Source organism: Propioniciclava sinopodophylli (assembly GCF_004324755.1).
In the GTDB taxonomy this organism is placed as follows: Bacteria; Actinomycetota; Actinomycetes; order Propionibacteriales; family Propionibacteriaceae; genus Propioniciclava; species Propioniciclava sinopodophylli.
On sequence record NZ_SDMQ01000020.1, the window covers coordinates 1 to 25,524 of the forward strand.

General features: G+C 73.1%; 12 protein-coding genes. 2 read left to right on the plus strand and 10 right to left on the minus strand.

Annotated elements, in window-relative coordinates; all coding sequences use genetic code 11:
- Positions 1 to 434: 434 nt before the first annotated feature.
- Complete coding sequence (locus ET989_RS13935; RefSeq protein ID WP_157551839.1) at positions 435 to 1,205, plus strand: FkbM family methyltransferase; 771 nt, start codon at positions 435 to 437, stop codon at positions 1,203 to 1,205.
- A 181-nt stretch (positions 1,206 to 1,386) separates the two neighbouring features.
- Here ET989_RS13935 and ET989_RS13940 read toward each other — a convergent pair whose 3' ends face one another.
- Positions 1,387 to 4,425, minus strand: coding sequence for a glycosyltransferase (locus tag ET989_RS13940; protein ID WP_131170026.1), 3,039 nt, complete (start codon positions 4,423 to 4,425; stop codon positions 1,387 to 1,389).
- Between the two features lie 243 nt (positions 4,426 to 4,668).
- On the opposite strand from ET989_RS13940, the gene ET989_RS13945 reads away from it, so the two are divergent.
- Positions 4,669 to 10,056 (plus strand): eCIS core domain-containing protein, encoded by a 5,388-nt coding sequence (locus tag ET989_RS13945; RefSeq protein WP_206662386.1) that lies wholly within the window; start codon positions 4,669 to 4,671, stop codon positions 10,054 to 10,056.
- Between the two features lie 7 nt (positions 10,057 to 10,063).
- Here ET989_RS13945 and ET989_RS13950 read toward each other — a convergent pair whose 3' ends face one another.
- Genes ET989_RS13950 through ET989_RS13990 form a run of 9 tightly spaced genes read right to left on the minus strand, consistent with a single transcriptional unit; the run spans position 10,064 to position 25,522 of the window.
- Complete coding sequence (locus tag ET989_RS13950) at positions 10,064 to 11,362, minus strand: eCIS core domain-containing protein (protein ID WP_131170031.1); 1,299 nt, start codon at positions 11,360 to 11,362, stop codon at positions 10,064 to 10,066.
- A 3-nt stretch (positions 11,363 to 11,365) separates the two neighbouring features.
- Positions 11,366 to 13,366: an ATP-binding protein gene (locus ET989_RS13955; protein ID WP_131170034.1), complete on the minus strand. Its 2,001-nt coding sequence runs from the start codon at positions 13,364 to 13,366 to the stop codon at positions 11,366 to 11,368.
- A gap of 1 nt (position 13,367) precedes the next feature.
- Complete coding sequence (locus tag ET989_RS13960; RefSeq protein WP_131170036.1) at positions 13,368 to 14,816, minus strand: hypothetical protein; 1,449 nt, start codon at positions 14,814 to 14,816, stop codon at positions 13,368 to 13,370.
- The gene (locus tag ET989_RS13965; protein ID WP_131170038.1) at positions 14,813 to 16,375 is read right to left on the minus strand and encodes a hypothetical protein; all 1,563 of its coding nucleotides are present in this window, start codon (positions 16,373 to 16,375) and stop codon (positions 14,813 to 14,815) included. Before ET989_RS13965 ends, ET989_RS13960 begins: the two co-directional genes overlap by 4 nt.
- A gap of 4 nt (positions 16,376 to 16,379) precedes the next feature.
- Positions 16,380 to 18,632 carry a hypothetical protein gene (locus ET989_RS13970; protein ID WP_006591879.1) on the minus strand — a complete coding sequence of 751 codons (2,253 nt, stop codon included), beginning with the start codon at positions 18,630 to 18,632 and terminating at the stop codon, positions 16,380 to 16,382.
- A gap of 49 nt (positions 18,633 to 18,681) precedes the next feature.
- Positions 18,682 to 21,093, minus strand: coding sequence for a phage tail protein (locus ET989_RS13975; RefSeq protein WP_131170040.1), 2,412 nt, complete (start codon positions 21,091 to 21,093; stop codon positions 18,682 to 18,684).
- A 10-nt stretch (positions 21,094 to 21,103) separates the two neighbouring features.
- On the minus strand, positions 21,104 to 23,437 hold the full coding sequence (locus ET989_RS13980) for a putative baseplate assembly protein (protein WP_006591877.1): 2,334 nt from the start codon (positions 23,435 to 23,437) through the stop codon (positions 21,104 to 21,106).
- Positions 23,438 to 23,447: 10 nt separating this feature from the next.
- A complete protein-coding gene (locus ET989_RS13985; RefSeq protein ID WP_006591876.1) occupies positions 23,448 to 23,852 on the minus strand; it encodes a GPW/gp25 family protein in 405 nt (134 codons plus the stop codon).
- Positions 23,849 to 25,522: a hypothetical protein gene (locus ET989_RS13990; protein ID WP_131170042.1), complete on the minus strand. Its 1,674-nt coding sequence runs from the start codon at positions 25,520 to 25,522 to the stop codon at positions 23,849 to 23,851. Before ET989_RS13990 ends, ET989_RS13985 begins: the two co-directional genes overlap by 4 nt.
- Positions 25,523 to 25,524 lie beyond the last annotated feature (2 nt).

Sequence of the window (25,524 nt, forward strand, 5' to 3'; positions counted from 1 at the left end):
GCAACCAAGGACCCCCAGTGGAGAAGCCGGACAGACCGGCAGGACCACCACGCCCACACCCGAAACGCCGTCAACAACGACGCGAACCATCCCCAAGAATCACAGTCGGTGGATCAGGGTTCAGTCATCGGGCTGGGCCCACACTGGGGGCAACATTGCGATTATGGGCCGAGGCCCGTACTGGAGCTCCGTTCCGAGAGAGGGATTCCCGAAAGACATGGCCTCGGACGAAGATCTCTACCGCAGTGAGGCGCCATGACTCGGGCTCAGATCTTTGCCGAAGAGCGACGAGGTGGTTGGAGGTCCATCCGCGACTTCGAGGTCCGCGGCCGCGCAGAGACCGTCGTCGAACGTGCACCATCCCCAGGCGTCACGTCTCACGCACCGGTGATCGGGGTCCCATGCTGGTGCGACTAGGCGACGCAGAGTTCGAAGTGACGTCGACCAACCTGGAGTTCTGGCGACGAGTGAGTCTGGGCGACTGGGAGCCGGACTCATTCAACGTCGTGCGGCAGTTTCTTGCTGGGTCAGGTGGCCCCTTCATCGATGTTGGGGCGTGGATTGGACCGCTGACCTTGTACGCGGCTGCGCTCGGCAGCTCGGTGGTCGCGTACGAGCCCGACCCTGTCGCACGCACCGAACTCTTGGCGAACGTGGCCCTCAACCCTTCACTGGCCGATCGCATCACCGTCCGCCCGCAAGCGGTGGGGACGGGACGTTCTGGGCGGCGCCTGGGAAACATCACGTCGACCTTGGGCGGCGACTCGATGTCGAGTCTGCTGTTCGCAGACGCGAGCGTGGGCTGGGTGGTGGAAGAGATCCCACTCACCGACGTCCTCGCCGGGGCACCACACCCCGCCCTGGTCAAAATTGATATCGAGGGAGCAGAGGTGGAGGTGCTGTCAGCGGCGAGTGAGTCCCTGGAGGCGTTGCCACCTCTCCTGCTGTCCGTCCACCCGCGATTCTGGGAACCGGACCCCGATCCTAGGCTGCGTCGTCTGGTGCAGTTGTTGGCCCTCTATCCGTCGGTGACGACCCCAGACGGCCAGCCGTTCGTCCTTACGGACCTGTTTGACGAACCATGGCGGAGCGGCTTGCTTGAGCTTGTCGTCGCATCGGGTCCACCATGGACCGCATGCCCGGATCGATCTGGTCCACCCCAAGGCGGAGGCAGCCCGCCACGGCTCGGTGGCCGGGATGGATAGGCGCACCTGCTCCAACAGGGACCCCGCCCGGGTTCGGGAATTGCTGCGTGGCCGTCGAGGTCTGCGGGCAGTCGGGACCCGAGTCCACAGAGTCGCTTAACTTAACTGGGGGGGTGCCCGGAGTCATGGCCCTGGGCGCGCACCGCTCATCGAGGCCAGATCGTACGTCGCAGCGCGGCCCTCACCTCACGGCACCGGCGGGTGCGGGGATGACGACAAAGGGGGCGAGGAGCTCGCGTATCGCGGCGGAGGGGCGTCCGTTCAGCTCGCGGCGGAGCAACTCGGCGTACGAGCGGTACTGGTGGATGGCCTCGGCGATGTTCCCCTCCTGCAGGTGGATCTTCACGAGCAGGCGGTGCGCGCTCTCGCGGAGGGGCTCGGTGCTGATCGCAGCGAGTGCGACTTGGAGCGCGTCATACCAGCGCCCCTGCTGGATGAGCAGTTCGCCGATTCTGTCCATGGCGTGCAGGCGTACCTGGCGGAAGCGTTCCCGTTCGACGATGACCCAGTCCTCGTACCAACCGGCCAGGATGTCGTTTCCGACCTCGATCAACTCCTGGGCCACGCGGAACACCGTCTCCGCATCGGGTTCCGAGCGCAGGACGCCCTCGGCACGGTCGATCACCCGGCGCAGGTCGACCTGGACGCAGGGGTTGAGCCACAGGTGGGTGTTGGAGACGCAGACCAGCTCCATGGGTTGGAGCCGCCACAGTGCCGAGCGCAGGCTTGAACTGGCGTGGCGGTCGTCGGCGTCGTACCACAGTGTCCCGCTGACGTAGGTGCGTCTGACGGGCCGGGGCTGGAAAGCGAGGAAGCAGACCAGACGCTGGGAGGCGGGGGCGATGGGCACGGGCTCGCCGTCGCATCGAACCTCGAAGTCCATGATGAGGTTCAGCTGCAAGGCCGGACCGGACGGATTCAGGACTGATGGAGTGGTCACGGTACTCCTTGGGGGGGGGTTCACCGTCGATCGCTCGGCAACGCGTCGGACGGCATGTGACGGATGGACAGCGGCGAGGACCCCGGCGCGCGGCAGGAGGTCGTGATACAGCGCGTAATCGTCCTCGAGGAGCCGGCGCACCTCGGTGAGGTCGACTGGCGCCCAGTATGGCCCCTGGGTGTCCTTGCGGACAGTGCTTCTGCTGTGGAGCAGAGCCACCACAAGGTCGCAGGAGCGCAGGTCGTCCAGCTCGCGGGCGCCCGACTGCCAGACGAAGCGGGTGTCCTCCCCGACGCCGACGGCCGGGAACGGGTGCCTGCGCCACAGGCTCACCGCGTAGCACAGGCTGGTCCCGGCCAGCCACGGCCGGGCTCCGGTGGGCCAGGTGTACCGCCACGCCCGGGAGAGTTCCGGGTCACAGAACAGCAGGCGCGACGTGCCCGACAGTTCCGCCCTGCCTGACGCCAGGCCGTGCATCTGGGTGGACAGCCGGGTGGGCGACTGCCAGTCGTCGTCGTCCCAGTGGGCGATGAAGTCGCCGGTGGCCAGCTCACAGGCGAGGTTTCGTTTGGTGCCGAGCACGACGGGCTTGTCGAGCCGCTGGTAGCGGACACCGGGGACGCCGGCGACCAGGTCGATGATCGGGTCGTCCCCGTCGTCCAGCACGACCAACTCCTTGTCGGGGTAGTCCTGGTGCCGGAACCAGGCGATCGCCAGCGCCGCGAGATCGCGGCGATCCCGGGTGGGCATGATGCAGCTCACCCTTCCCGCCACGGCCCCGGACGTCTGCGTCCCGTCGAGACTCGCGTAGAACGCCAGGTCGTCGCCGGGCAGGTCGGGCACGGCCACCCGCGCCCACCCATGGCGGTCGACCGCGTGCCCGGCCTGCAGCGACCAGGTGTTGCCCGCGTGGCGCACGTACACGTAGTGCTCCCGGCCGGGCACGCGGATCAGCCGGGCGCCAGACCGGACGCAGGCGTCGAGGAAGTCCGCCTCCTCGGCGAGCGAACGGTCCGGGAACTGGTGGTGCTCCCACCACCGCCGGGCGAAGGCGACCGTCCCGCCGTAGACCCCGCGTCGCAGCAGCCTGGGCTCCAGCCCCGGGGATGGCCGCCAGCACCGCCATCCGGCCGGTTCGAACCAGTCCACCCCCTCGAGCCCGGTGATGTCCGCGGTCCCGGCCAGCAGCGGGCCGAGTTGGGTGCTCACCCGGCGCGGACCGTGCCAGTCGTCGTCGTCGAACAACACGATGAACTGGCCGCGGGCCGCCGCGCAGCCGAGGTTGCGCAGCGCGCCGATGCTGCGGCGTCCGGTGCCGGCGGGCGGGTGGACCAGCCGCACGCGGGGGTTGACGGGCAGGAGTGTCGCCAGGTGTGGGGGCCCGTCCTCGACGACCACCAGTTCGGCCTCCGCGTAGTCCTGGCGCAGGAAGTACTCGACCGCACGCAGGGCGAACTGCGGGCGTCCGCGGGTCGGCATGACGCAACTCACCAGCGGCTGTCGCGCCGCGACCGGGGTGCGGAGAGCCGGCTGCGTGGACGCCGGCGTGACGGGCGCGTCGACGCGGAGCCTGATCAGCTCCCGGGGGGCGAAGTCGGTGCACGCGTCGCCGAGGCAGTGCTGCCGGTAGTCGACGCGGTCTCCGGCGAGGCGCTGCCCACAGAACCGCTCTTGGTAGAGCCGCCGGGCGGGCTCCAGCTGTGCGCCGTCGTCGACCGGCGCGGGCCGCCACACGAAGGCGCCCCCGACCCAGACCCCGGGGAACCCGGCCCGGGCGGCCCGGATGTTGTAGTCCATCTCCCAGCACGGCCCCTCCCCGTACGCCGGGTCGGCGCCCCCTAGACCGTCCACCACCTCGCGCCGCACCAGGTAGCAGAAGTCGCCCAGCGAGTGGAGCGGGGCCAGGGTGCGCGCAGCGGTCCCGAACCGGCGGGCCAGTGCGGCGGACGCGGTACGCACCCCGCGCAGGTCCCCGGTGGCGTCGACGCAGCCCTGCTCGTTCCACGCCCGGTTCGTGCTGGGCCCGGCGAGGCCTGCGCCGGTGCGGGCCAGCGCTGTCGTGAGCCTCGTGAGCCAGTCGGGGCCGACCAGTGCTCCGCCCTGGAGCAGGACGACGTCGGACTCCGACCGCCCGACCAGTTCGTTGAAGCCCAGTGCCCCCGCGGCGGACAACTCGACCACTTCGTACGGGCAACTCCCGGTGTGGCGGGCCAGGAAGTCGTGGCTGAGCCGCAGCGCGTCCGGGTGCGCCGGCGTCAGGCCCACCGCTGTCCTCGGCATGCGTCGAACTGTGGGGTCTGCCCATCACCGGGGGGTGTGCACTGCGTCACGGCGGCGTCACCGCCTCGTGACCGCCGCGTGACCGCACGCAGGGCCCGGCCCCCTCGTGACGCCGGGGTGACGTCGACGTGATCAGGTCGGGGAGTGACGGTGGAGGCTGTCCCCTCGACGAGTGGAGCCGGCGGTGACCACGGCTTGGCACGGAGCCTGTCCGTGGACCGGCGCGAGGGAGGCCGCGCGTCCGTGTCGAGGGCGCTTGAGCGGATGGGGCGGGCCTTCGGGGAGGACTTCTCCGATGTCGGCGTCGAACTCGGCGCGGATGCCGAGGCCGGAAGCCACGGCGCCTTCGCCTTCACGGAGCGAGGGCGGATCGCCTTCTCCAGCGGCCGCTTCGCCCCGGGGACGCCGACCGGTGACCGTGTGCTCGCCCACGAGCTGGCGCATGTCGTCCAGGATCGGCTGGGGACCGCCTCGGATCCGGCAATCGGGGTCGAGGCGCTCGAAGCCGAGGCGGCACGGGCGGCCACGGCCGTCCTGGAGGGCCAGTCACCCCGGTTCGACGAGCACTCCGCCCCGCCCCATAACGCGGGCACACCCCGGGTCCTGCGCAACGGGGACGAGCACGAGACCCTCGTGCCCGTCGTGTTCGGCACCCGGGACGAGGCTCGCACGGTCATCTTCGCGCGGCTGCCCGAACCGTCCCGGGCGGCACTCGGGTGGGTCACGGGCGCGACGATCGAACTGGAGGTCGAGGGCCGGAGGATCGCGACAGCGAGGCTGACCGACGAGGGCGCAGGCGTCCCCGAGGGTGTCGTCTCCGACGGGGACGGCGGCGCACGATGGTGGCACCACGAGGCGGGGAGCGCACTCACCGGTGCGTGGACGCCGCGGGGGATCGCGGTGGAGGAGGGGTCGACGCGTTACCTCGCCATCCTCGATGCCCGGGACACGCAGGCCTTCCGGTCGGCCCTGGGGACCCGCACCCTGATCCTGGTCCGGCTCAGGGGCGGACAAGGCGGAACCGAGGGAGGCGAGGGTGCGGAAGCAGCAGCGGGTGAGACCGATCCGCTCCCGGAGTGGGCCACCACGCGCTTCGCCCGCCTCCAGGAGCGGCTCCGGGGCGAGCAGATGCGGATCGCGCGCGTGGCCCAGCAGACCGTCGGCGACACCACCGCGGAGACCCTGCACCGGCTGTACCGCCTTGAGGGGCTCCCGCAGCGCCTCGCGCTCGGCCGGGCCGGGGAGGCGCCCGCGGTCCAGGTCACGGTCGTCACCGGGCCCGCCTCCGCCCCCGGCGGGGCGTCCCCACAGACCAGCGCCAGCATCCCGCTCGTGGAGGCGGACTCCCCGGCGAACTCCTGGGAACGGATCCTCACCCTGGCCCGCGGTCTCTACCTGGGTCGCCGGGACGCGGCCACCGCCCCTCCCCAAGCCGTCCCCCCGATGGGAATCCCGGGCTCGGGCGAACCCGACCCGGAGGCGGTACCCCCCAACGCGCCGGCCTACCCGGCAACGATCCGCTACTACGGCCCACCCACGGGGGTCGTTCGTGCCTCCCACACCTTCGCCATGGAGCTGGACTACTCCGAACTCGGGGAGTTCGCGGTGTTCGGTCACTTCGCCCTCAGGTGGTACGCCTGGGACATCTACCGGATCCGGGACGTGGCCGGGGCCGCCACCGAGGAGGGCGGACGGAGGGTCCGGCGCCAGGAGGGCGCGGTGGCCGTCCTGGAGCGCGGTTTCGGCGACATCGGCGAGGACCTCGCCTCCTCGTCATTGTCCGAGCTCGTCAGCCAGCGCGACCTGATCGCGATCGACACGGCTGTCCGGGCCATCGGGACCCTGGTCAAGAGTTACGTGACCCTACTGAGCCAGCCGTCGGACGAACGGACCATCCAGTTCGACCGGGAGGGGACGTACGTCATCGTCTGCCGCAGTTCCCAGGCGCCGGTCCACCGGACCGAGCGGATCCGGAACCCGGTCGTGCGCGCTCCCAGCGTCGCCCTGCACGTGCTGCAGGTGCGGACCGCGCAACGGATCGCCGCCGACCTGACCGCGGCCACCGAGGTGGAGGCGGTGGACGCCGAGATCGCGCGGCTCGAGGCGGAAGCCCGCACGGCACCGCAGGATCGGCTGCCGGCCCTCCAGGAGGAGATCGGACGGCTGCGGCAGCAGCGCGCGACGGCCACGGCGGCCGACCAGAGCGACCTGCCCACGCACATCGGCGCGACAGGGACCAACCTGCGCCAGCAGATCGCACTCCTGGAAAAGCTCATCCGGGGCGACGACCCCCTGGACCCGGCCGTCCGGCTGCTGAGGGTGGAGCTCACCCTCTCCGGCACGAGCGCGGAGCGCGCTCTCGCGAACGCGCGCGCCGCGCTGGATTCGCTGCTGCTGCAGGAGCGCGCGCTGGCCGAGCTGACGGACCTGAAGGGTACGACGTACCGGCCTCACATGGCGTTCGTCCCCGACGCGGACGGGCGGACGCTGCCGCTCGTCATGGCGCTGGCCGAACACGTCGACAGCACACCGGAACGGCCCCGCTGGGTGCTCGTCGACCTGTCGACCCCGGGGCACCGCGACCGCTACGAGGGAACCTCCAACACGGCCGGCGCCACCGGCACGGGGAGAGCGATCCGGCAGGCCTTCGGCAGGTTCGCGGGTGCCACGCCGTACGGTCGGGGGTGGATCCACCTACGGCTTCCGGCGGCCCTGACCGACGTGATCGGGACCGCGACGGTGGAGACCAGCCTGCGGGCGCGCCCGGACTCCACCGGACGGTTCCTCCAGCGGCTCGAGAGCCTGGCCACCGCGGCGGCATTGGCGGGACTCGTGGTCACGGGGCCAGCCGGCGTCGCGCTGGGGGTCGTGGGCGGAATCGCGGGCGGCGTCGTCGCCGGGCACAGGCTCCACCGCCGTCACGCCGGGGGCTATCTGGAACCCGACCTGCAGACGGCCATGGATGTCGCCGCCATCGTCGGCGCCGCCGCGGGCGCGGCCGGTGCCGCTGCCTCGACCGTTCCCCGGGGATCGCGCTTCATCCGGGCGGCCGGCATGACGATCCGGGGCGTGGAGTACTACGGCTACGTCCAACTGGCCGGCTCGGCTTTCGCGATCCCCGTCCAGTACTTGAACCAGATGCGGGCGATCGCGAACGACCCGAACCTGTCCGAGGGGGAACGCCGGGCGCGGCGGGCCGAGGCCTTCCTGCAGGTGCTCAACACCTCGCTGCAGCTCGCGGTCACCGCCGCCCAGATGGCCGGGCATGCCCGGTCCGGTCGCGCGGACGACCCCACGGCACCACGGCCGGTCGAGGAAGGGATCCCCCCACCGCCACGCGAGGAGGGGACGCCGCGTCCACGCGAGGAGGGGACGCCGGCGCGTCCGGTCGAGGAAGGGGCGCCGGGGCGTCCGGTCGAGGAAGGCGTCCCTGTGCGCCCGGGGGACGGGGCTGCGGTCGAGGACAGCGTGCGCACGTTCGGTGACGCGCGCACGGGCGCGGTCACGATCGTGCCGGGCAGCGGTACACGCAGCGCCTACGTGGCCGGCCGCCTGTACGAGACGACCGCCCTACGCCATCCGGAGGCCGAGGTGGGCCTCTTCGTCAACCCGACGACCAACGAACGGGTGATCGCGATCGGGGACGGGCAGTCAGTCCGGCTCGCCCACGACGACCCGAACTGGACGCGGCTCCTCCCGGAGGAGTCCCGGGGAGGCGGGCGATGGGTGCTGGAGCAACACAGCCACCCGATCGACCCCGTGACCGGCGTGACAAGGCGGGCCGACTACTGGCCCAGCGGAGCGGACGGTGACTTCCTCGGGGTGGTGATCGAGGCGCTGACGCCACCCCCGCACAAGGCGACCGGCGGGATCCTCGTGCACACCGGTGGAGGGCGCACCCTGAGGGGCACCTACAGCTACGACCCTGCGGCGGCGCGGCCGTACAGCGTCGAGATCCCGGTGCCGGGACGTCCCGCGCCCTATCGCCGCTCGTACCGCACCCTGGAGGACTTCTACGCCGACCGCGCCGAGCACACCGGGGTGCCGGCCCCGAGCGAGGTACCGCCGAGCTTCCCGGGCGCGACCCGGGCCCGTCCTCGTGGGGCGGCCGAGCCGGCTCCAGGCGGCTCGGACGCCGCCCCGCCACCCGCTGCGCGGGCCCCGAGCAGCGAGCCACCCACGCCCGGCACCCGCACCGAGCGATTGCGTGCCCTCGAGGTCGCCGCGGCCGAAGCGCAGGCCAGCGGGGACTCCGTGAGGTCGGCGGCGGCGAACCGCCGCCTGATCGAGGCCCAGAACGAGGTCAGGGCCGGGCTGGAGGACACCGGTCTCCCGGCAGGCACCCTCGCCCGACTGCTGGACACCGGGATCTCCCCGGACCAGATCAGGACCCTGCGGGGCTGGCTGGGGGAGGGCGCCGCCAGCTACCTCGGCGGTCGCCTCAGCCCGGCCGAACGCGAGGCCCTGCCCCGCGTGGCCGACGCGCTGGCGCCCCACGTGAGCGACCCGGCCTTCGTTGACGGGCTCGCCCGGCTGGGTGCCCCGCCGAGGGGGCGGGGTCCGCGGACGATCGTGCCGCTGCTGGACGGGGTGCCCACCACCCGGATGAGGCGTTTCGTCGAGCTGTTGTCGGATTCCGGGCTGGGTCTCACCACGCCCTCCGAGTCCATGCTGTCGTTGCTCAAGGACCCCGCGGTCCTGGACTTGAGCCACAGCTACCCCGAGTTCGTGGCGTCCATGGTCCGGGGCGGTGCGGCTGCGAGGCGCCGCCACGAGGTCCTCCGCAACGTCGCACAACGGTTCGCCACGGACCAGGCGGCTGCGGGCGACTACGTGCGGGCGCTCGACGATGCGCCCGACATCAGGGCGATGGAGGCGATCGTCGGGCTGGAGTCACCTCCCCGCCGGGTGCCGATTCGTCCTTCGGCGACGTTGCGTGCGTATCCCGAGCGGTGGGACTGGGGGGGCCACGTCGACGCGGCACACAGGTTCGTCCGCGACCACCCGGAGTTCGCCCCCGGGGTGCCGAGGACACCCCCGGACGGCCCCGCTCTCACCGCCCTCGTCGAGCGACTCGCCACCCTGTACCAGACCCGGGCGCTCGCCCGGCCCGGCCTCGAAGGACTCACACACGCCGAACGCGTCCACCTCCTGAACGAGTTCATCGCTGCCGGACGCGAGGCCGGTCTTGTCGGCGACAACGCCGGAGTGCTGAACAACCTCAGCGGAGCGCTCGCGGAGGGCCTGTTCACCCCCTCCGGTGCGTTGACGCAGCGCCGTCTGCCGCACCCGGAGGGTGGCCACACGATCATCGACTACGAGCTGCCGGCAGCCGCCTCCGTGATCCCCGGCCGGCGCAACTTCGTGGAACTGAAGTCGAACGAGGTGCCGGACGCATCCCTCGCCCGCGCCCACGTCCGGGACGCGATCGCGGACGCGGCGGCCGTCGCGCAGGCGGGCGGCGTCCACCTCATCGAGTACGTTCGCACCCCCGACCCGGGGACCCGGGCACGGATGCTCGCGGAGCTGTTCGGCCCCACCTCTCCGTTGCAGGCGGTCCGGTTCGGGGACGGGCCGTGGATCCTGCGGACCGACCGGCCCGCCTGGCTGGCGAGCGAGCCTCCGCCCTGACGTTCGGCTACGGGAGCCGGTACAGGTCCGGATGGCGGGCTCGCTCCCGGGCCTCGGTGGTGTGCGGCGCCTCGTAGCGTTCCCGCCCGGGCAGGCCACGTGCAGCCTCGTCCAGTTCGGTCTGGTCCTCGACCACGCCGATCGACGAGAAGAAGGTCGCCAGGGCATCCCGGAACGCGCCCTCGCGGGCGGACTGGGGCATCGCGTTGATCCGCCGGCCGTGCTGGAAGAAGAACCGGATCCCGAGCTGATTCGACGTCGGGTCCTCGAAGGTCCAGGCCGACATCGCCGAGTCGTTGACCAGTTTGAAGAGTTGCTGCCCCGAGAGTTGCCGCACGAGTTCGCCCTCCGCTCCGCTGCGCGTGCCCGCCAGGGTCGTGGCGAGGGCCGTCGCGCCGGCCTGTGCGACCATCACGGGAGTCCGGAACGCCGGGGTGTTGGGCGGCCGCACCTGCATCAGCCGGAGGGCGGGGTGGTCCGGTGGACGGCGTTGCAGCATGACGTAGTCGCGAACGCGCTGTTGGTCACGCTCGATGCCGAACCCGCGCTCGGTGGCCGCCGCGAACGCCTCCTGGTCGGACTCCGCCCGCCGTCGCTCCTGCTCGGCGAAGTCGATGAACCCGAAGAAATGCTGTGCGTCCACCCAGCCGTAGGTCCGGGAGTAGAAGTAGCGCGGGTGCGCGCTCTCCCGGCCCCGCACCTCGGGCTCGGTGAAGTGGCGCAGGAACAGGTACGTCCAGATCCGTCGCGCGATCGACCCGCAGGTGACTCCTCCCGAGAAGTTGGACGACACCCGGGACCACATCCTGAGCTGGGCATCGGTCGACGACTGGTCGCGGGCGAGGGTGAGCACCCGTTCGGCCTCGGCGATGAGGTTGTTGCCGGTGGTGCGCCTGGGGTAGGTGGGCTCGCGCAGGATCCCGGACGCCGATGTCGTGAGCGCGCCGACGTCTCCCGTGTCGAGCAACCGGTCCACCTGCGACTCCTGCTCCGCGGCGCGGGAGGGGGTCGGCGGGGCACTGCCTCGCTGCTGGACCGCGTGGGTGGTCTCATGGAGGAGCCTGACGATCCCCTCGACGCGGTCCGGCTGGAATGCGCCGGGCGCGAAGTGGATGTCGTTGCCACGGGTCACGGCCGCGGCGTCGTGCTGCGCTGCCAATCGGGCCGCGGCGTCGTCGGTGTGCACCCGGACGTCGTTCACGTCGGCCTGCAGCTTGGCGCCGATCCATTCGGCGGCGGGCGACGGCAGCGGACGGCCGGCTTCCGCCGGCTTCGGTGGGGACAGACGATCCCGCTTCGGCTTCATCCTTCACTCCCCCAGTGGGTAGTGCTCGCCGGCCCGCCGGTACTCCCGGCGCAGCGCCGCCCTGAGGTGGTCGTCGTCGGGTTCGGTGTCGTGGTCCAGGGCCAGCAGGACAGCGTGGAGAGCGGCGTTGCGTATCGCGCCGCCGGTCAGGGAGCACCGGCGGGCCACCTCGGTCAACAACGGCTCCGAGATCCTGTGCCCGGGCGGCAGGTGGCCCGCCCAGATCAGCCAGCGCTGCTCGGCGGTGGGCGGGACGAACTCGACCGTCACGTCGAGGCGACGCAGGAACGCCTGGTCGATCCGCGAGGCGGCGTTGCTGGTGATGAGGACGATGCCGGCGAACGCCTCCAGGCGCTGCAACAGGTAGTTGGTCTCGAGGTTCGCATACCGGTCGTTGGCGTCGCCGACATCGGTGCGCCGGGCCATCAGTGAGTCCCCCTCGTCGAGCAGGAGGACCACGCCGAGTTCCTCGGCGGCCGACAGCACCCGCTCGAGGTTCTTCTCGGTCTCCCCGATGTACTTGTTCACGACCCCCGCGAGGCTGACCCGGTAGGCGTCCAGGCCGAGGCGACCGGCGAGGTGCCGCGCGGCGAGGGTCTTCCCGGTGCCGCTTGGCCCGCTGAAGAGCGCCCGGACGCCGCGGTCGCCGCTCGCGCTCGCCTCGGCGAGCCGCTCGCGGTGGCGGCAGTGCAACAGGAGGGTCTCGAGTTCGTGCTCCGCGGCGTCGGTGAGCACGGGATCGATTCCGCCGGCCGGGGGGAGCCGGACGGCCAGCGGCTCCAGTTGCCTGCGGCGCAGTTGTGACACGGCGTCCCGGACCGCGTCCAGCCGGATCGGCGGGCGTTCCGTGGCGGCGGCGTCCAGGAGTCCGGCCGCCGCGACCACGTTGCCGGGGGTCACCAGGAAGCTCTCGCTGACCTTGGCCACCTCGTCGCCCGTCACCCGGCCCAGCCCTGCCCTGCGCCAGAGCTCGTACCGCCCGTCTGCGGGACAGTGCCCCAGCTCGATCACGGCGGGGTTGTCCAGCAGGGGACCGGTGAGCCCTCCCGAGGGCCCGCAGCTGATCGCCACGACCCGGTGGACGCCCGGCAACGGGGCCAGGTCCAGCGTCTCGTCGGGCCGGGGGGAGCACCGGACCAGCGGCAGGACGGGGGCCAGCGCCGCGAGCGCCCCGAAGGTCCGCCAGACGTCCGGACCCGCCGTCGCGTGGTCGCAGACCAAGGTGTCCCAGCCGTTCCGCGCCGCGGCCGCCGCAGCCAGGGTCCGGCGGCCGGAGCGGGTGGCCCCGCGCAGCACGACGGCGGACAGGCGGTCGGCCAGGAGCAGGTCGGGCAGATCGGCGCGCACGGTGGCGAGGTCCTCGGCCACCCAGACGTCCTCCAGGTCGGGGGCCTCGTCGGCGTCCATGAGCACGAGCCCGTCGGGGAGCGACTCGGCGGACACGCGGCCGCTCTGGAGCACCTCCCACACCGGGACCGGGACCCGCACCACCCACTCGGCGCGGGGCTCGGTGACGTCGAGGACGTCGAGGATGCCCCTCCTGGCCAGCCGCAGGCAGCACAGCGCCAGCTCCCGCTCGTCGGTGTGCGAGGCGATCAGCCAGCGGAGCAGGCCGACGCAGGGTCGTCGCCCGGCGACGGGGGCCTGCCAGGCGGCGAAGAGGGATCCGAAGCGCAGGTCATCCTCGACCAGACCGGCAGCGCTGACGACGAGGGCCTCCGTGGGGTCCAGCTCCGCCCAGCCGCTGGGGATGCCGAGCATGCCACTGAACTCGTCCAGTTGCCGCTGCCACCACAGCACCACGTCACCGGCGTTGCTGTCCTCGGGGACCCAGCGTCGCAGCTCGTCGTCGTAGGCGGCCAGCCATTCGCGGCCGGCGAAGCGATCCGGGTCGTCGTCCGGCCCGAGCCGCTGGAGGACCCGCGCGAGGACGACCGCGCGCACGAGTTCGGCGTGCTGGGCGGAGTAGTTGGTGGGGGTGGCGGTGTCGGTGATGGAGGTCATCTCACGCTCCCTCGAAGTGGAAGCACACCACACGGCCGAGGCGCGGCACCCAGCCGAGGTCCTGGTCCAGGCCCGCCAGCCGGACGCCGAGGTCGATCTCCTCGAGGCCCAGGACGACGTCGAGGTGCGTCCGCGTCACCGCGACGAGCCCGGGCCGCTCGAAGCTGGCCGGGGTGAGGCCGGCGTCGGCCAGGAAGCCGGCGGCAGCGTCCCACCAGGCCGGACGCCGCCGGAGGGCGGGCGCGGGCGCCTCGTCGAGGGCGGCCAGCAGGGCCCACAAGGGGTCGCGGCGACGGCGCCCGCGCCGGGGACGGTCCCGGAGAACCCATTGCGCGAACCGGCTGAGGTCGGCCGCGCCGGCGTCCTCGCCGCCGAACCTGAGCACCAGGTGGAGCAACTGGACCGCGGCGGCGTGGCGCGTGGCGACACCTTCGGGCCATCGTGACGACGGCGGGACAGGGGTCGCGCGGCGCCGGACGCCGGCGCGCCTGGCGGGTCCCCGTGGCGTCCGGGGCGGGGCGCCCACCGGCCGGGGCACCCGGTGCGTCCGGGGCGGTGACTGACCGCGCCGGGCGGGCGTGCCGATCCGCAGGCGGGCGGGACCGCCCCGCCGGGGAGGCGAACCGCCGTCGGGCGCCTGCGGAGTGGGGGATCGCCCGGGGCCACGTCCCTGGAGCCTTCCCCACGCGGGGGCGTCGAGCGGCGAGGGCCGGTCCGAGCGGACCAGAGCGACGGCGCCGCGGGCCCTCGTGGGATGGGGGCGCCGCGCAGGGCTGCGCGAGGTCGCCGGTGGTCGGGATTCCGGAGGTGCCGCCGTGGCGGGCGCGCGGCGGGTGGCCCGGCGGGGACGCCGGATCCCCGGCCTGCCCAGGGTCGCCGCGGCAGCGCGCAGGGCCGCCCCGGCCCTGTTGCCCCGTCCGCGAACCGTGACCGGGGGGTCCGGCTCCGGCGGCAGCACGGCGCCGAACGCCTGCCGCTCCGCGGGGTCGAGCAGCGCCAGCGCCCGGCCGGCCACCTCCGGTGTGGTGGCTGCCAGCTCCCGCAGCGCGGCCGGCAACCACGGGAGGTGCTCCCGCCAGGCCCCGTAGAGCGGCGTCCCGCCGTGGCCGCGCGCCCGGCGGAGCCAGGAGGTCCAGTACCAGCGGTCGCCGGCCACCCCGTCGGTCAGGTCGCGGGTGAACGCGGCCAGCGCCTCGACCAGGTCGTCGAAGAGCAGCGCCGGGGCGTCCGCGGCGGTCGGGTCGCCGGGTCGCACCGCCCGGCCCCGGAGGGAGAGCAGCGCGGCCCGGGCCGCGTCCGGGTCGGACGGATCCACCCGCAGCCGGCGCACGATCAGCACGCGCCGATCCCGCGCGAGGTCGAGCGCGGGATGCAGCAGGGTCTCGGCGGCGGCCCTCGCCACGCCGGGCGGCGCGGCGGCGCGGAGGCGCTCGACCACGAGGTCGGTCACTGCTTGCCCTCCTCCTCGGCCAGCGCGAGCAGCAGCTCCTCCATCAGCGGCCTGACCGGGTAGGTCGTCTCCCGGCCCAGGCCCCAACTGGCGACGAAGAACACGTACAGCTGGCTGCTCGGCACCGCACCCAGGTCGGGGAGGCCCGCGAGTCCGGCCAGGTCGTCGAGCTGGAGGAGGGTCCGGGGGAACACCTGCTGGTGCACGACGTAGTACACGAACGGACGCCCGAGCTGTTGCGGGGCACGGTCGCTGGTGTGCAACCGCTCCCGCACGGGGTTTCCCTCTTCGTCCTCGCCCCACGGCGCCACGGTGGGCACGGGACGCCGGTGCCAGGAGTCGCGGAGCATCGACTCGGCGACGTCCCAGTCGATGAGCCCACCGAAGCGGGCCAGTCGCCCGAAGAACTGCTCCGGCTTGAACCCCGACGGGATCCCACCCTGCAACGAGTCCAGGCGGAGGAGCAGCCGCTGGAGCAGCGGGATCGCGACAAGCAGCGCGGCCGACCGGTCGCCGTCGAGGCGGAGCAGCCTCTCGTGGAGCGCAGCCAGTCCCTCGCCGAAGCTCGCGACGAGATCGCGGGCGACCGGCAGGAAGCCGGCCGGCGGGAGCAGGCCGAACAACTCGCTCGCCACCGCGTCGGACGCCCTGTTCTCCTTCCACAACTGGTTGGTCTGCTCCGTGAACTGGTGGAACCGGGCCTGCCCTGCCGCGATGCGCTCGTCACCGGTCAGCGTTCCGGTGTTCCCCCCGGCCGGTTCGGGGTGGACGATCCGCCGGCGCGCCGACCACAGGTCGAGGTCGGCGACGGACAGCCCGTCCCACCAGAACACCGCCAGCGGCAGGTCGTCGGTGGTCAGGTCGGTCAGGGTCGCGAGACCGGTCGGGACGTAGGGGTCGAACAGGCCTGCGGGCAGCCCGCCCCAACCGGGGGTGCCCAGGTCGGAGTCCGCCGCCGCGCACCACATCGCCAGCATGTTGCGGCGGTTCGCCGCCGTGACCTCCCGGCCGCCCACCTGCGTCAGTGCGGGAAGCGCGATCGCGCGGAACTCCAGTCCCGCGACCGTCCACTGGCCGGCGCACTTGCCGCCCTCGGTACGTTCGGCCGGCCGCACCGCGATGAGGTGGGCGCCCGCCTGCAACGGCGAGGCCGCGGTCGGCGACGGCGCCGAGCCGCAGCAGTGGAAACCTGTCAGGTCGGGCGCGGTGGGCGCCTCCAGCACGCCGAGCAGCGGGAGGGTGGTCTCGGCACCGAGGGTGACCGGCCGCCCGGACCTCGTGATGCCGGCGCCGGGGGCGACGGTGAGGGTGTTGCCGCCACTGCCTTGCGGCGCTCCGGCCGCAGCCCCGGCGCCGGTGGACACCCGCAACCCCGTGATGATGCCGTGCCCGGCGGCGCGACCCAGAAGCCGGTCACGCTCGCGCGCCGCATCCTGGTCGGCCGTCAGGTCGGTCGCGGTGAGGACGCGTCCGGTGCGGTAGCTCGGCCACCGCAGGCCGGCGGAGGTGCCCGGGCTCGTGGTCTCCGGGAAGTGGCTCTGCAGGTTGAACGCGGTCACCGGGTCACCCCCGTTCGATCGTGTGCCGGCTGAAACACGTCACGAGACGCTCGGCCGGGTCCCATCCCAGGAACAGGATCCCCGCCTCATCGATCCACTGGCCCAGGGTCGTTTCCTGGCCCCGCACCTCGACCTTGATGTCGTCGACCGGGAACAGCAGCCGGAGGTAGGCCGGCCACGGGGGCTCCGACAGCTCCGTCCGCTCGCCCACGATCGTCCACACGTTGGGGTAGGTCGGGTGCCGCTGCACCTCGACGATGTTCAGCGGCGCGCCGGTCGGCTCCTCGAAGATCTTGATGCCGACGTCCTGGTCCCGGACCAGCAGCACGTCCTCGACCGCCCCCCGCGGTTGCGGGTGGAACCAGACCTCGATCACGGGCAGCTTCCGGTCCTGGACGGACGGGGTGAGGGTGGCGAACTCGACGGTGGCCTGCTGCGCCGCCGGGGCGGCGCCCACGTCGTCGATGAGGGCCACGGCGTAGGCGTCCACGTCGCCCTCGGCCGTGGCGTTGAGCAGCACGGGCGACCCGGACGCGACCACCTCCGCCAACCTGCGGTCGCCCCCGTCCGACTGGACCACGGTCTCCCCTCCGGGGAAGCGGACCCGCAGCATCTGGCCGTCGCGCACCGTCAAGTGCGTGGTCGGGGTGACCGGGACCAGGCGCCAGCGGTCGCCGAACCGCCCCCCGCCCTCCGGGGCGGCGCGATACTCGCGGCGGGTGCCGTCGTCCAGGTGGACGGCCACGCGGTCCGGGAGCGCGACCGGTGAGGCTCCCTCGGCGGTGAACCAGGCCCGGATGGCGGTCAGGCGGCCGTCCGCGGTGACCGTGGCGGAGAGCTGGGCGAACTCCTGCGGCTGCCCGGCGGCGGCGTCGTCGATCCAGGCCGTGGCGTAGGCGTCCACGTCGCCGTCGAGGCGGGCGTCGACCAGCACGAGGCCCGCCTCGACGGCCTCGGCGAGCGTTCGGTGGTCGTCGTCTCGCCCGACCAGGGTGTCGTCCCCGGGGAAGGTGACCCTCAGGAGTTCGCCGTCGGCGACCGTGAGCCCGGCGGCGTCGGGGGGCACCGACAGCCGCCACCGCTCGTCGAAGGGGCCCGCGCCGACGGGGGCGGCCCAGTAGGACGCCGACGTGCCGTCGGACAGCGTCACCGTGAGGGAATCCGGCAGGCGCACGTCCTCGCCGCTGGTGAACCACGCGCTCACCCCGGTCAGCGTGCCGCCGGCGTCCACCTCCGGCGAGAGGTGCGCGAACTCCAGCGGCCGGACCAGCGGATGCGCCCGCGACCCCAGCAGCTGCACGAGCTGGCCGTGCAGCAGGTACGGACGTCCGGTGTCGTCCGGCGCCTCGAACTCCTCGACCTGCGGGGACGCCACGTCGAACGGGTTCGCGGGCGTGAAGGTGAGGGTCGACAGCAGGATCTCCGGCACGGGGGTCGGCTCGCTCGGTGTCACCACCCCGGGCGGGGTCGTCAGGTCGGGCAGCAGCGCAGGGCGCACCCTGGTGACCCACTGGACGAACAGCCGGTCGAGCACGTCGGGGGCCGCCTCGGCGGGGATCCGGAACCGGCTGGCGCCGGACGGCCACAGGTCGTCGGGCCCGTCGCCGGCCGAGTCGAGCAGGCCGAGCAGGGCGACCAGCAGGTCAGGCTCCTCGGAGTCGCCCTCCGGCAGCCCGGCGACCGCGTCGACCCGCGCCAGCAGGCGGGCGAGTCGGCGGTCGGTGTCCCACCGCGGCATGGGCGGCCGGTCGAAGGTCAGGTCGACCTCCCAGCAATCCCGGATGCGGGAGGGCGTCATCAGCTCGTCACTGCTGCTGCACGGCGAGCCGGGCAACGGCACCAGGGTGTCGAGGACCTGCTCGTAGCGCGCGACGACGTACACGGTGAGCCTCCCGTCGGAGAGGCGGCTGGCGACCGTGCCCGGCTCGGCGAGTTCACGGGCGGCCAGCCACTGGCCCAGCCGCGCGCACTGGGGGCAGCGGATGACCGCGTCACGGCCGAACTGGTCGACCAGCAGGCCGGGGCTCACCGTGACCTCGACGTCGCTCTCGGCGCCGGCGGGTCGGCCGGCGGTCACCTGCAGCCCGTAGACCGTCCCCAGGCCCGCCAGGCCGCGCTGGGCGAGGTAGCGGTGGTACAACCAGTAGTTCTGCTCGGTCACGACGTCGTCGACGCCCAGCACCATGCCGTGGGCGTAGTTGACGCGCTGGTCCGGGCCGGACGTCACCGTGCCGGTGGAGATGCAGGTCTGGGTCATCGCTGGTCCTCTTCCTTGGAGTGGCGAATGCGTGGCGTCTCGGGGCGGGTCACAGGGGTGGCCCGTCGGGGAGGCGGTCGCGGCCGGTGACCATCCGGTCGGTGACGTCGAAGGGCCAGGTGGCGCTGAGGTGGCCGGCGGCCACGAGCGTGAGGTCGAGCACGATCGGCGTGAACCGCCAGCTGTCGCCCAGTTCCGTGTCCAGCCCGAGCCGGGCGGCGTCCACCATGAACGTGCTGTCGTACACCTCCAGGGTGTACTCGGCGTGCGCGGGCTTGCCCTGCTCGACGATGCGCCGGGCCAACTCCACCTTGTCCTGCTCCAGGCAGCGCGGCACCTGGAGGACGAAGCGGTGGGCGTTCTGGCGGACGCGGTCCAGGCCCGGGCCGCGGGTGAGGAACCGTTCGACCAACCGGATGCGGGAGCGCGTGGCCGGCACCCCGTGGAGCCGGAAGACGCCGCGCTCGCTCACCGCGGGGTCGAACAGGACGCGCAGCATGCCCACCAGCCCGGCGGGCGTGCCGCGGCGGCGGTGGAAGGCGTCGACGTGCTCGATCAGGAAGCGCCGCCGGTCCACGGGCCAGGCGGGGTCGAGGAGCAACGCGAACCACCGGCCCAGCCAGTCCAGGTCGACGTCCCGGGCCGTCCGCGCGTCCAGCAGCAGGTGGGTGTGCTCGATCTTCTCCTCCAGCACGGTCAGCACCCCTTCCGGGTTGGCCAGCATCCGCTCCAGGAACCGGGCGCCGAGGTCGTGTTCGGCGTAGACGGCGGGCAGGTAGTGCTGCACGTAGGAGAACCGCGGGAACCAGGCGCGAAGCGACCGGATCGCTGCGGACGCGCGTCCGCCGCCGCTCAGCGTGACCCGCAGCTGCAGGTAGCGACCCACGACGTCCTGGAACAGCAGTTCGAGCGTGCCCAGCCCGTCCGGGAGCGGTGCGGCCGGGTCGCGCGGATCCCGCTGGTCACGCCAGGGGTCGGCCCAGGGCAGCTCCGAACCTCCGCCGCGCCGGAGCGGGGCCGGTTGGGTCACCCAGGGCTGGGCGGGGAGCACGTCGACCTCGTCGGCGGCCCGGGCCTCGACCAGGATCGAGGTGCCGGACGGGACCAGCGCGTCCAGCAGCAGGCGGTGCCACACGCACGCGGGCAGTCGGGAGTCGAACGGCTCGCCGGGCAGGTCGCCCACCGGCGGCGGAGTGACCAGGGTGGCGGTGCCGGCGAACCGGCACTCGGTGAACACCCCGACCTCGATCCACCGCTCGCCGAAGTCGTACCACAGCGACCCGGCAGCGCGGACCAGCGCACGGCCCGCCCACCGGCGCAGCGGCAGGAAGTCGTCCTGCGCCACGACCGCGCCCGTGCCGGGGTCGAGGGTGAAGGCCACCACCTGGTCACCCTGGGCGTCGGCGAGGTACAGCAGGGGGTTCTCCAGCGGGCGGGCGCTGCCGGCGGGCAGGTAGGCGAAGTCGTGGGCGAGCAGCGAGATCCGGCGTGGTGTGTGGGTGGGGTCGTCGCTGTCGATCACCTCGATGATGTCGCGCAGCGGACGCGACCACACCAGCGTCTCCCGGGCGAAGCAGTGCACCGTCGAGTAGCCGGGGTCGGCGTCGGACTCCAGCACCAGCACGGTGCCCGGCGGACCGGGCTCGATGCTGACCGGCCGCAGCGGGGTGCCGTCGCCGCCCCGCAGCGCCCAGCCGGGGGTGCTGGGCTGGGTCCGGTACGCCCGGGTCGTGACCGTGCCCTCGGCGTCGAGGTCGGCGAAGGTGCCGGGCCGGGTGTTCTCCTCGCCGGCCACGCGCAGGTTCCGGTCGAGGTGCCAGTAGGTGCCGTGGTCACGGTCCAGGACGAGCACCCCGCCCTCGGCGGTGTCGGCCAGATCCCACGGAGCGAACGGGGCGGCCCCGAAGGTGATCCGCTCGGGTCCCCCGCCGGCATGCAGGTCGAAGGCGAACAACCCGGCGCCGGCCGGCCCGTCATAGCCGACCACGAGGTGATGCGTGGTCGTGACGGCGAGGCCCACCAGCACCGCCGGGTCCACCGGGCAGGTGACCACGCTGCCGAACCGGGCACCGGCGGGGGCACGGCAGCCGCAGTGGGCGTGCAACTCGTCGATCGTCCACCAGGGTGCGGACGCCGCGGCTCCGACTTCCCGGTGGTGGATGGTCCGCCGGTCCGGGCCGATCCAGTACCACGCCCCGTAGCGGTCGCGCCCGGCGCCCCGGCGGGCTTCCGCGGTCATCGGCAGGGTGCGCAGCGCAGGCTGGAAGCGGGCCGTGTCGCGCCGCAGCCGCAGCCAGTCGCGTCGCGCGTCGTACTCCCAGGCGCTGTCGGGCAGGGAGAGTTCCGGCGACGGCCCGATCGCGCCGACGTCGCGCAGCGGGAGGTCGTGGACGGTGTCGAGGCACGCGCCCCAGTCCATCGGCCCGTGCAGCAGGTGGAACTCGGATCCCTGGACGTCCATGGTGGCCTCCTCAGCACGTGGCCGGCACGACCGGCACCGAGACGAGGGTGAGCGGGACGGGCTGCGCCTGGGCCCGCGGGTCCTGGGCCTCACCGGTGCCGACCAGGACGGTCGCGTCCGGGAGTTGCAGCCCGGTCATGGCGACCGTGGACAACGGCGAGACGACCACCGCGGCGCCGCCCGGGCTGGGCAGGGCGGCCGTCATCAGCACCGAGTGCACGTACCGCACCCCGGGGACCCGGGTCGCGACCGCCTCCACGTCCTGGGTGCGCAGGGTCAGCCCGAGGGGCCACCCGGTGCCGTCGAGGCCTCCGGTGAGCGGGCTGAGGAAGGTGCGCACCGCGGTGGCCACCGCCTGCTCCACCACGGTCGGCACCTGGCCGGGGACGGGCACGATGCCGACCGACACCCAGACACGCACGTACTCCGGGCCGCGGACATGCAGTTCGGTCGTGATCAGGCGGCGGGGCTCCAGCCAGCCGCAGACGGCGTTGAGGAACAACCGGTCCGGGCTGGGGGACTGCTGGTTGAGCGGGTCCGACCGCGGCACGACCAGCAGCGTCACCACGCCGGGCACCCTTTCCTCGGGTCCGGCCTGCGGGTGGAACAGGGGCAGCACCTCGACCCGGCCCAGGTCGACGCCGGGGGTGCGGCGGGTGAGGTCGGCGAAGTCGGTGGCGGTCACCAGGCGGTCGCGGTGCCGCAGCCAACTGCTGATGGCGGCCTCGCCGTCGGCCGCCGACTCGCCGGCGCCCGCCCCCCACGTCGGCAGCGGGTTGGTGACCGTGAACCCGCCCGGCAGGGTGGCGCCCTTGGTGATCGCCCCGATCGGCTGGGTGCCCTGCAGGCCCCCGCCGTACCAGTAGCTGGCCCGGACGAGGGCCCCGCGTGGCACGCGTGCGCCCGCGAGGCCCGAGCCGAAGGTGATCCGGCCGGACGCGCGATCGAGGCTGAACGACTGCCCGTCGCGGGGGGCGGCGAAGAGGTCGTCGATCTCCCGCCAGGCGACCCAGGTGTCGGGGTCGCGACCGGTGTCGTCGCGCACCTCGACGACGAGGGGGTGCTCTGCGTCGACGATGACCGGCTGGTTCGCCAGGGTGAACCCCTGGAACGGCGTGCCCGTGCCGAGGCCGAGTTGCTCCGCGGCGACGCGGACGGCCTGGGCGACCCGCACCGCGTTCACTCCGACCCAGGTGATCCGGGTGGAGGGCGCGACGGTCCCTGGCTGCTGGAAGCCGTCGTCGCAGCAGCACTCGTCGTCGATGGCCGTGGCCGTCGCCGGGGCCGGGCCGGGGGCGGGGCCGCCGGACCCCGTGGCCGGGGTGGACTCGGTGGGGTAGCGGAGCCGGAGCCAGGAGACGAGCCGGCTGGAGACCTCGGGGTCGTCGAGCCGCGGCGGGTAGTCTCCGGCGCCCTCCTCGGCCGGGTCGAAGGCCCACACCAGCAGCTTCTCGTACGCGGGCAGCCGCACCTGGATGATGCCGGGCCCCTGCAGGACGGGTTCGGCGTAGCTCAGCTCGAGCCGGCGGTACTTGGCCGGCCCGAGGCCGAACCCCTCACCGGCCTGCGCGGACGGGTCGGGCTCGGCGATCTCGACGAACAGCCCCGGATCGGTCACGTCGCTGCCCACGGTCGGGGTGACGAGGGCACGCCCCTCGATCCGGGCGGCGGGGTACACGCCGATCGAGAGCACCTGGTTGGCGATGGCGGCCCGGACCTGCGCCCGGTCGGCGTTCGGCGGCGCCAGCAGGGCCAGCCACACGCAGCGGTCGATGGTGCCGTGCTCGGCGTCGGCCAGGTCCACGACCGGGTCCGGCCGGCCGGTGGCGGGGTCCTCCAGGCGCAGGGGCGCGTAGTAGGTCAACTGGGTGGTGTCGGTCTCCAGGAAGGACTCGTACACGGTCCGGTAGCGTTCGCGCGCCTCGGCGTCCGGCTGGTGCGGGCGCTTGACGTAGGCCTGTGCGGTGACGGGCAGCAGCGGCAGGTCGACGGCGGTCGCGAACGGGACCTGACCGGCCCGCAGTTCGGTCCCCGCCGGGAGCACCGGGCCCGCCTCGATCGCTCCCTTGGCGTTGGTGACGGTGACCAGGCCGAGCCCGGGTGTGGGCGGCTGGAGGGCGATCCCCAGCATCGACAGGAACTTGAGGCGGTTGGCCTCCGGGATCCGGTTGCTGCGGTAGAGCAGGTTGTCGGTGAGGAAGGCGAACAGCTCGAGCAGGGTGATGCCGGGGTCGCTGGCGTTGAGGTTGGTCCACTCCGGGGTGTGGACCGCGATGCGTGCCTTGACCTCGGCGACCAGTTGGTCGTAGCCGCGGTTGTCGAGGACGGGGATGTTCAGGCTCACGGGGGCCTCCTCAGGTGTCCCGGCTCAGGGTCATCGACACACGCTCCGCCACACCGGTGGCGACGAGGGTGTAGCTGACGGTGATGTCCACGGCCCGCACGTCGGCCGGGCTGACCGTGGCGGTGACGTCGTCGAGCCGGATGCGCGGTTCCCAGCGGGCGAGGGCGACCTGGATGTCCTCGACGATCAGCCGCAGGGTGGCAACTGTGTTCGGTTCGAAGAGGTACCGGTCGACCCCGCACCCGAAGCCGGGCCGCTGGACCCGCTCCCCCGGCCGGGTGCGCAGGATCGTGGCGAGGCACTCCCGGACGTTCAGCTCCCCGGTCGACCAGGCGACCGAGCCGTCGGGGCCGACGCGGGGTGGAAACGACATCCCGGCGCCGTAGAGCAGCGCCTCGCGGCTGGTGGGGATCATGGCCTGGGTCCCTTCGTGGTGCTGGCGACCATCGGGATCGGGAAGCAGATCTTCAGGAAGGGGAGCCACCAGAACACGATGTTCAGCAAAATCAGGAAGATGAACATCACGATGAAGGCGACCAGGAAGATGATCTGGAGCGACAGCGAACAGATCTTGCCGAGCTGGACCTCGAGGGCCTGCTCCAGTCCCTCCTCCTTCAGGATCTTCGGGGTGACCTGCGTGAGCACCTTGCGCAGGGACGGTGGCATCTCGATCGCGACGCCCCGGTTGAACTGCCTCAGGTTGTTGATGTCGGGCAGCTGCAGCAGGATCGGACGGGCCGGCGCGTCGGCGTCCATCGCGCGGGCCAACTCGAAGGCCCGCGTGGGTTCGCTGAGCACCGGGCGGCACGGCGGGCTGACCCACACCAGGCGGATCACGTAGCGGGGGACCGACGCCGCAGTCCCGTCGAGGTTCGGGGTGCGTCCCGGCCCGTGCTCACGAATCATCCCCTGCAACTCGGGCGGCAGCGTCCGCTTGTTGCCCTCGACGGCTGCGGCGGCCAGTTGGGTGAGGCTGCCGCTGGTCTGGTGCCCGGCGAGCCAGGCGGCCGGAAGCGGAGGGCTGGGGTCCGACCGCAGGTCGTAGGTGCTGGGTGGGCTGCCGGGGGAGTCGTCGCCCTCGGTCAGGGGCAGGTAGTCCCTGGGGTCCACCAGACTCCTGAGCGCGTCGGTCAGCGACGTCTCGGTGCCGTCGACGAGCAACTCGACGGCCTCCAACCCGTCGTACAGGGCCTCGGCGGCCGATCCGCCGGGCAAGGCGGTTCCGAACACGATCCGTTGGTAGACCGCCTTCTGCTCCTGCCGCAGCCAGGCCATGAGGTCGAGCAGGACGAACAGCGAGGCGTAGCCGACGTTCAGGCCCGTGGTGCCCGGCTTGCGCAGCTGCGTCCACGGGACGACCACCCGGTCGACCAGCGTGTCGACCGCGGGGTCGTCCAGCGGGCCGAGTCCGAGCGGTTGCCGGAGGGCGGCCAGGGCAGCCGCGGGGTCGGCCAGCACGGGCTCGACCGACTGGCGCTGGGCGACCGGGATGTAGCCGAAGTACACCCGGCGTGCCGCCTCGCGGCCGGCCGGCAGCCCCAGCCGGGCGGCGGTGCTCCCCGGCGTCCCGAAGCCGGTGACGGGGGCGGTGTGCAGGGGGTGCTCCTCCTCGCCGTCGGCGAGAGCCGCCCCGGCGACCGGCACCCACTGCCGGCCCACCCGGGCACGCTCGGTGCCGTCGGGGGCCAGTTGCCTCAGCACGAAGAAGGCCCGGTCACCCTCCCGTGCCGAGACCAGGTGGTCGGGGATGCCGGGCCGTCGGCATGCCAGGGTGGCGGTCACGAGGTAGTACCGCATGCTGAGCGGCTGGTACAGCCGGAACGGGCCGGTGGCCGTGCTGGTCCCGGCGGCGACGCCGGACGGGGCGGTCTGCTCCAGGTCGTCGGCGTGCCCACCCGCCAGGAGCCGGGTGAAGTCGGTGACGAAGTCGTCGCTGGCGAACTCGGCGATCCAGGGCTGGGCGATGCCCGAGGCCGCAGGCCCGACCGGGCCGCGCCACAACGGGGACGGGGCGAGCCACTGCAGGTCGGAGGAGCTGTGCTTCGGGATCGGCAGCACCCGGGTGGGGATCATGGTCTGGGTCATGG

Bases quoted from the DNA above. Each gene is read 5' to 3' on its own strand.
- ET989_RS13940 (WP_131170026.1), bottom strand. From the start codon at position 4,425: ATGCCGAGGACAGCGGTGGGCCTGACGCCGGCGCACCCGGACGCGCTG.
- ET989_RS13950 (WP_131170031.1), bottom strand. From the start codon at position 11,362: ATGAAGCCGAAGCGGGATCGTCTGTCCCCACCGAAGCCGGCGGAAGCC.
- ET989_RS13955 (WP_131170034.1), bottom strand. From the start codon at position 13,366: ATGACCTCCATCACCGACACCGCCACCCCCACCAACTACTCCGCCCAG.
- ET989_RS13970 (WP_006591879.1), bottom strand. From the start codon at position 18,632: ATGACCCAGACCTGCATCTCCACCGGCACGGTGACGTCCGGCCCGGAC.
- ET989_RS13975 (WP_131170040.1), bottom strand. From the start codon at position 21,093: ATGGACGTCCAGGGATCCGAGTTCCACCTGCTGCACGGGCCGATGGAC.
- ET989_RS13985 (WP_006591876.1), bottom strand. From the start codon at position 23,852: ATGATCCCCACCAGCCGCGAGGCGCTGCTCTACGGCGCCGGGATGTCG.
- ET989_RS13990 (WP_131170042.1), bottom strand. From the start codon at position 25,522: ATGACCCAGACCATGATCCCCACCCGGGTGCTGCCGATCCCGAAGCAC.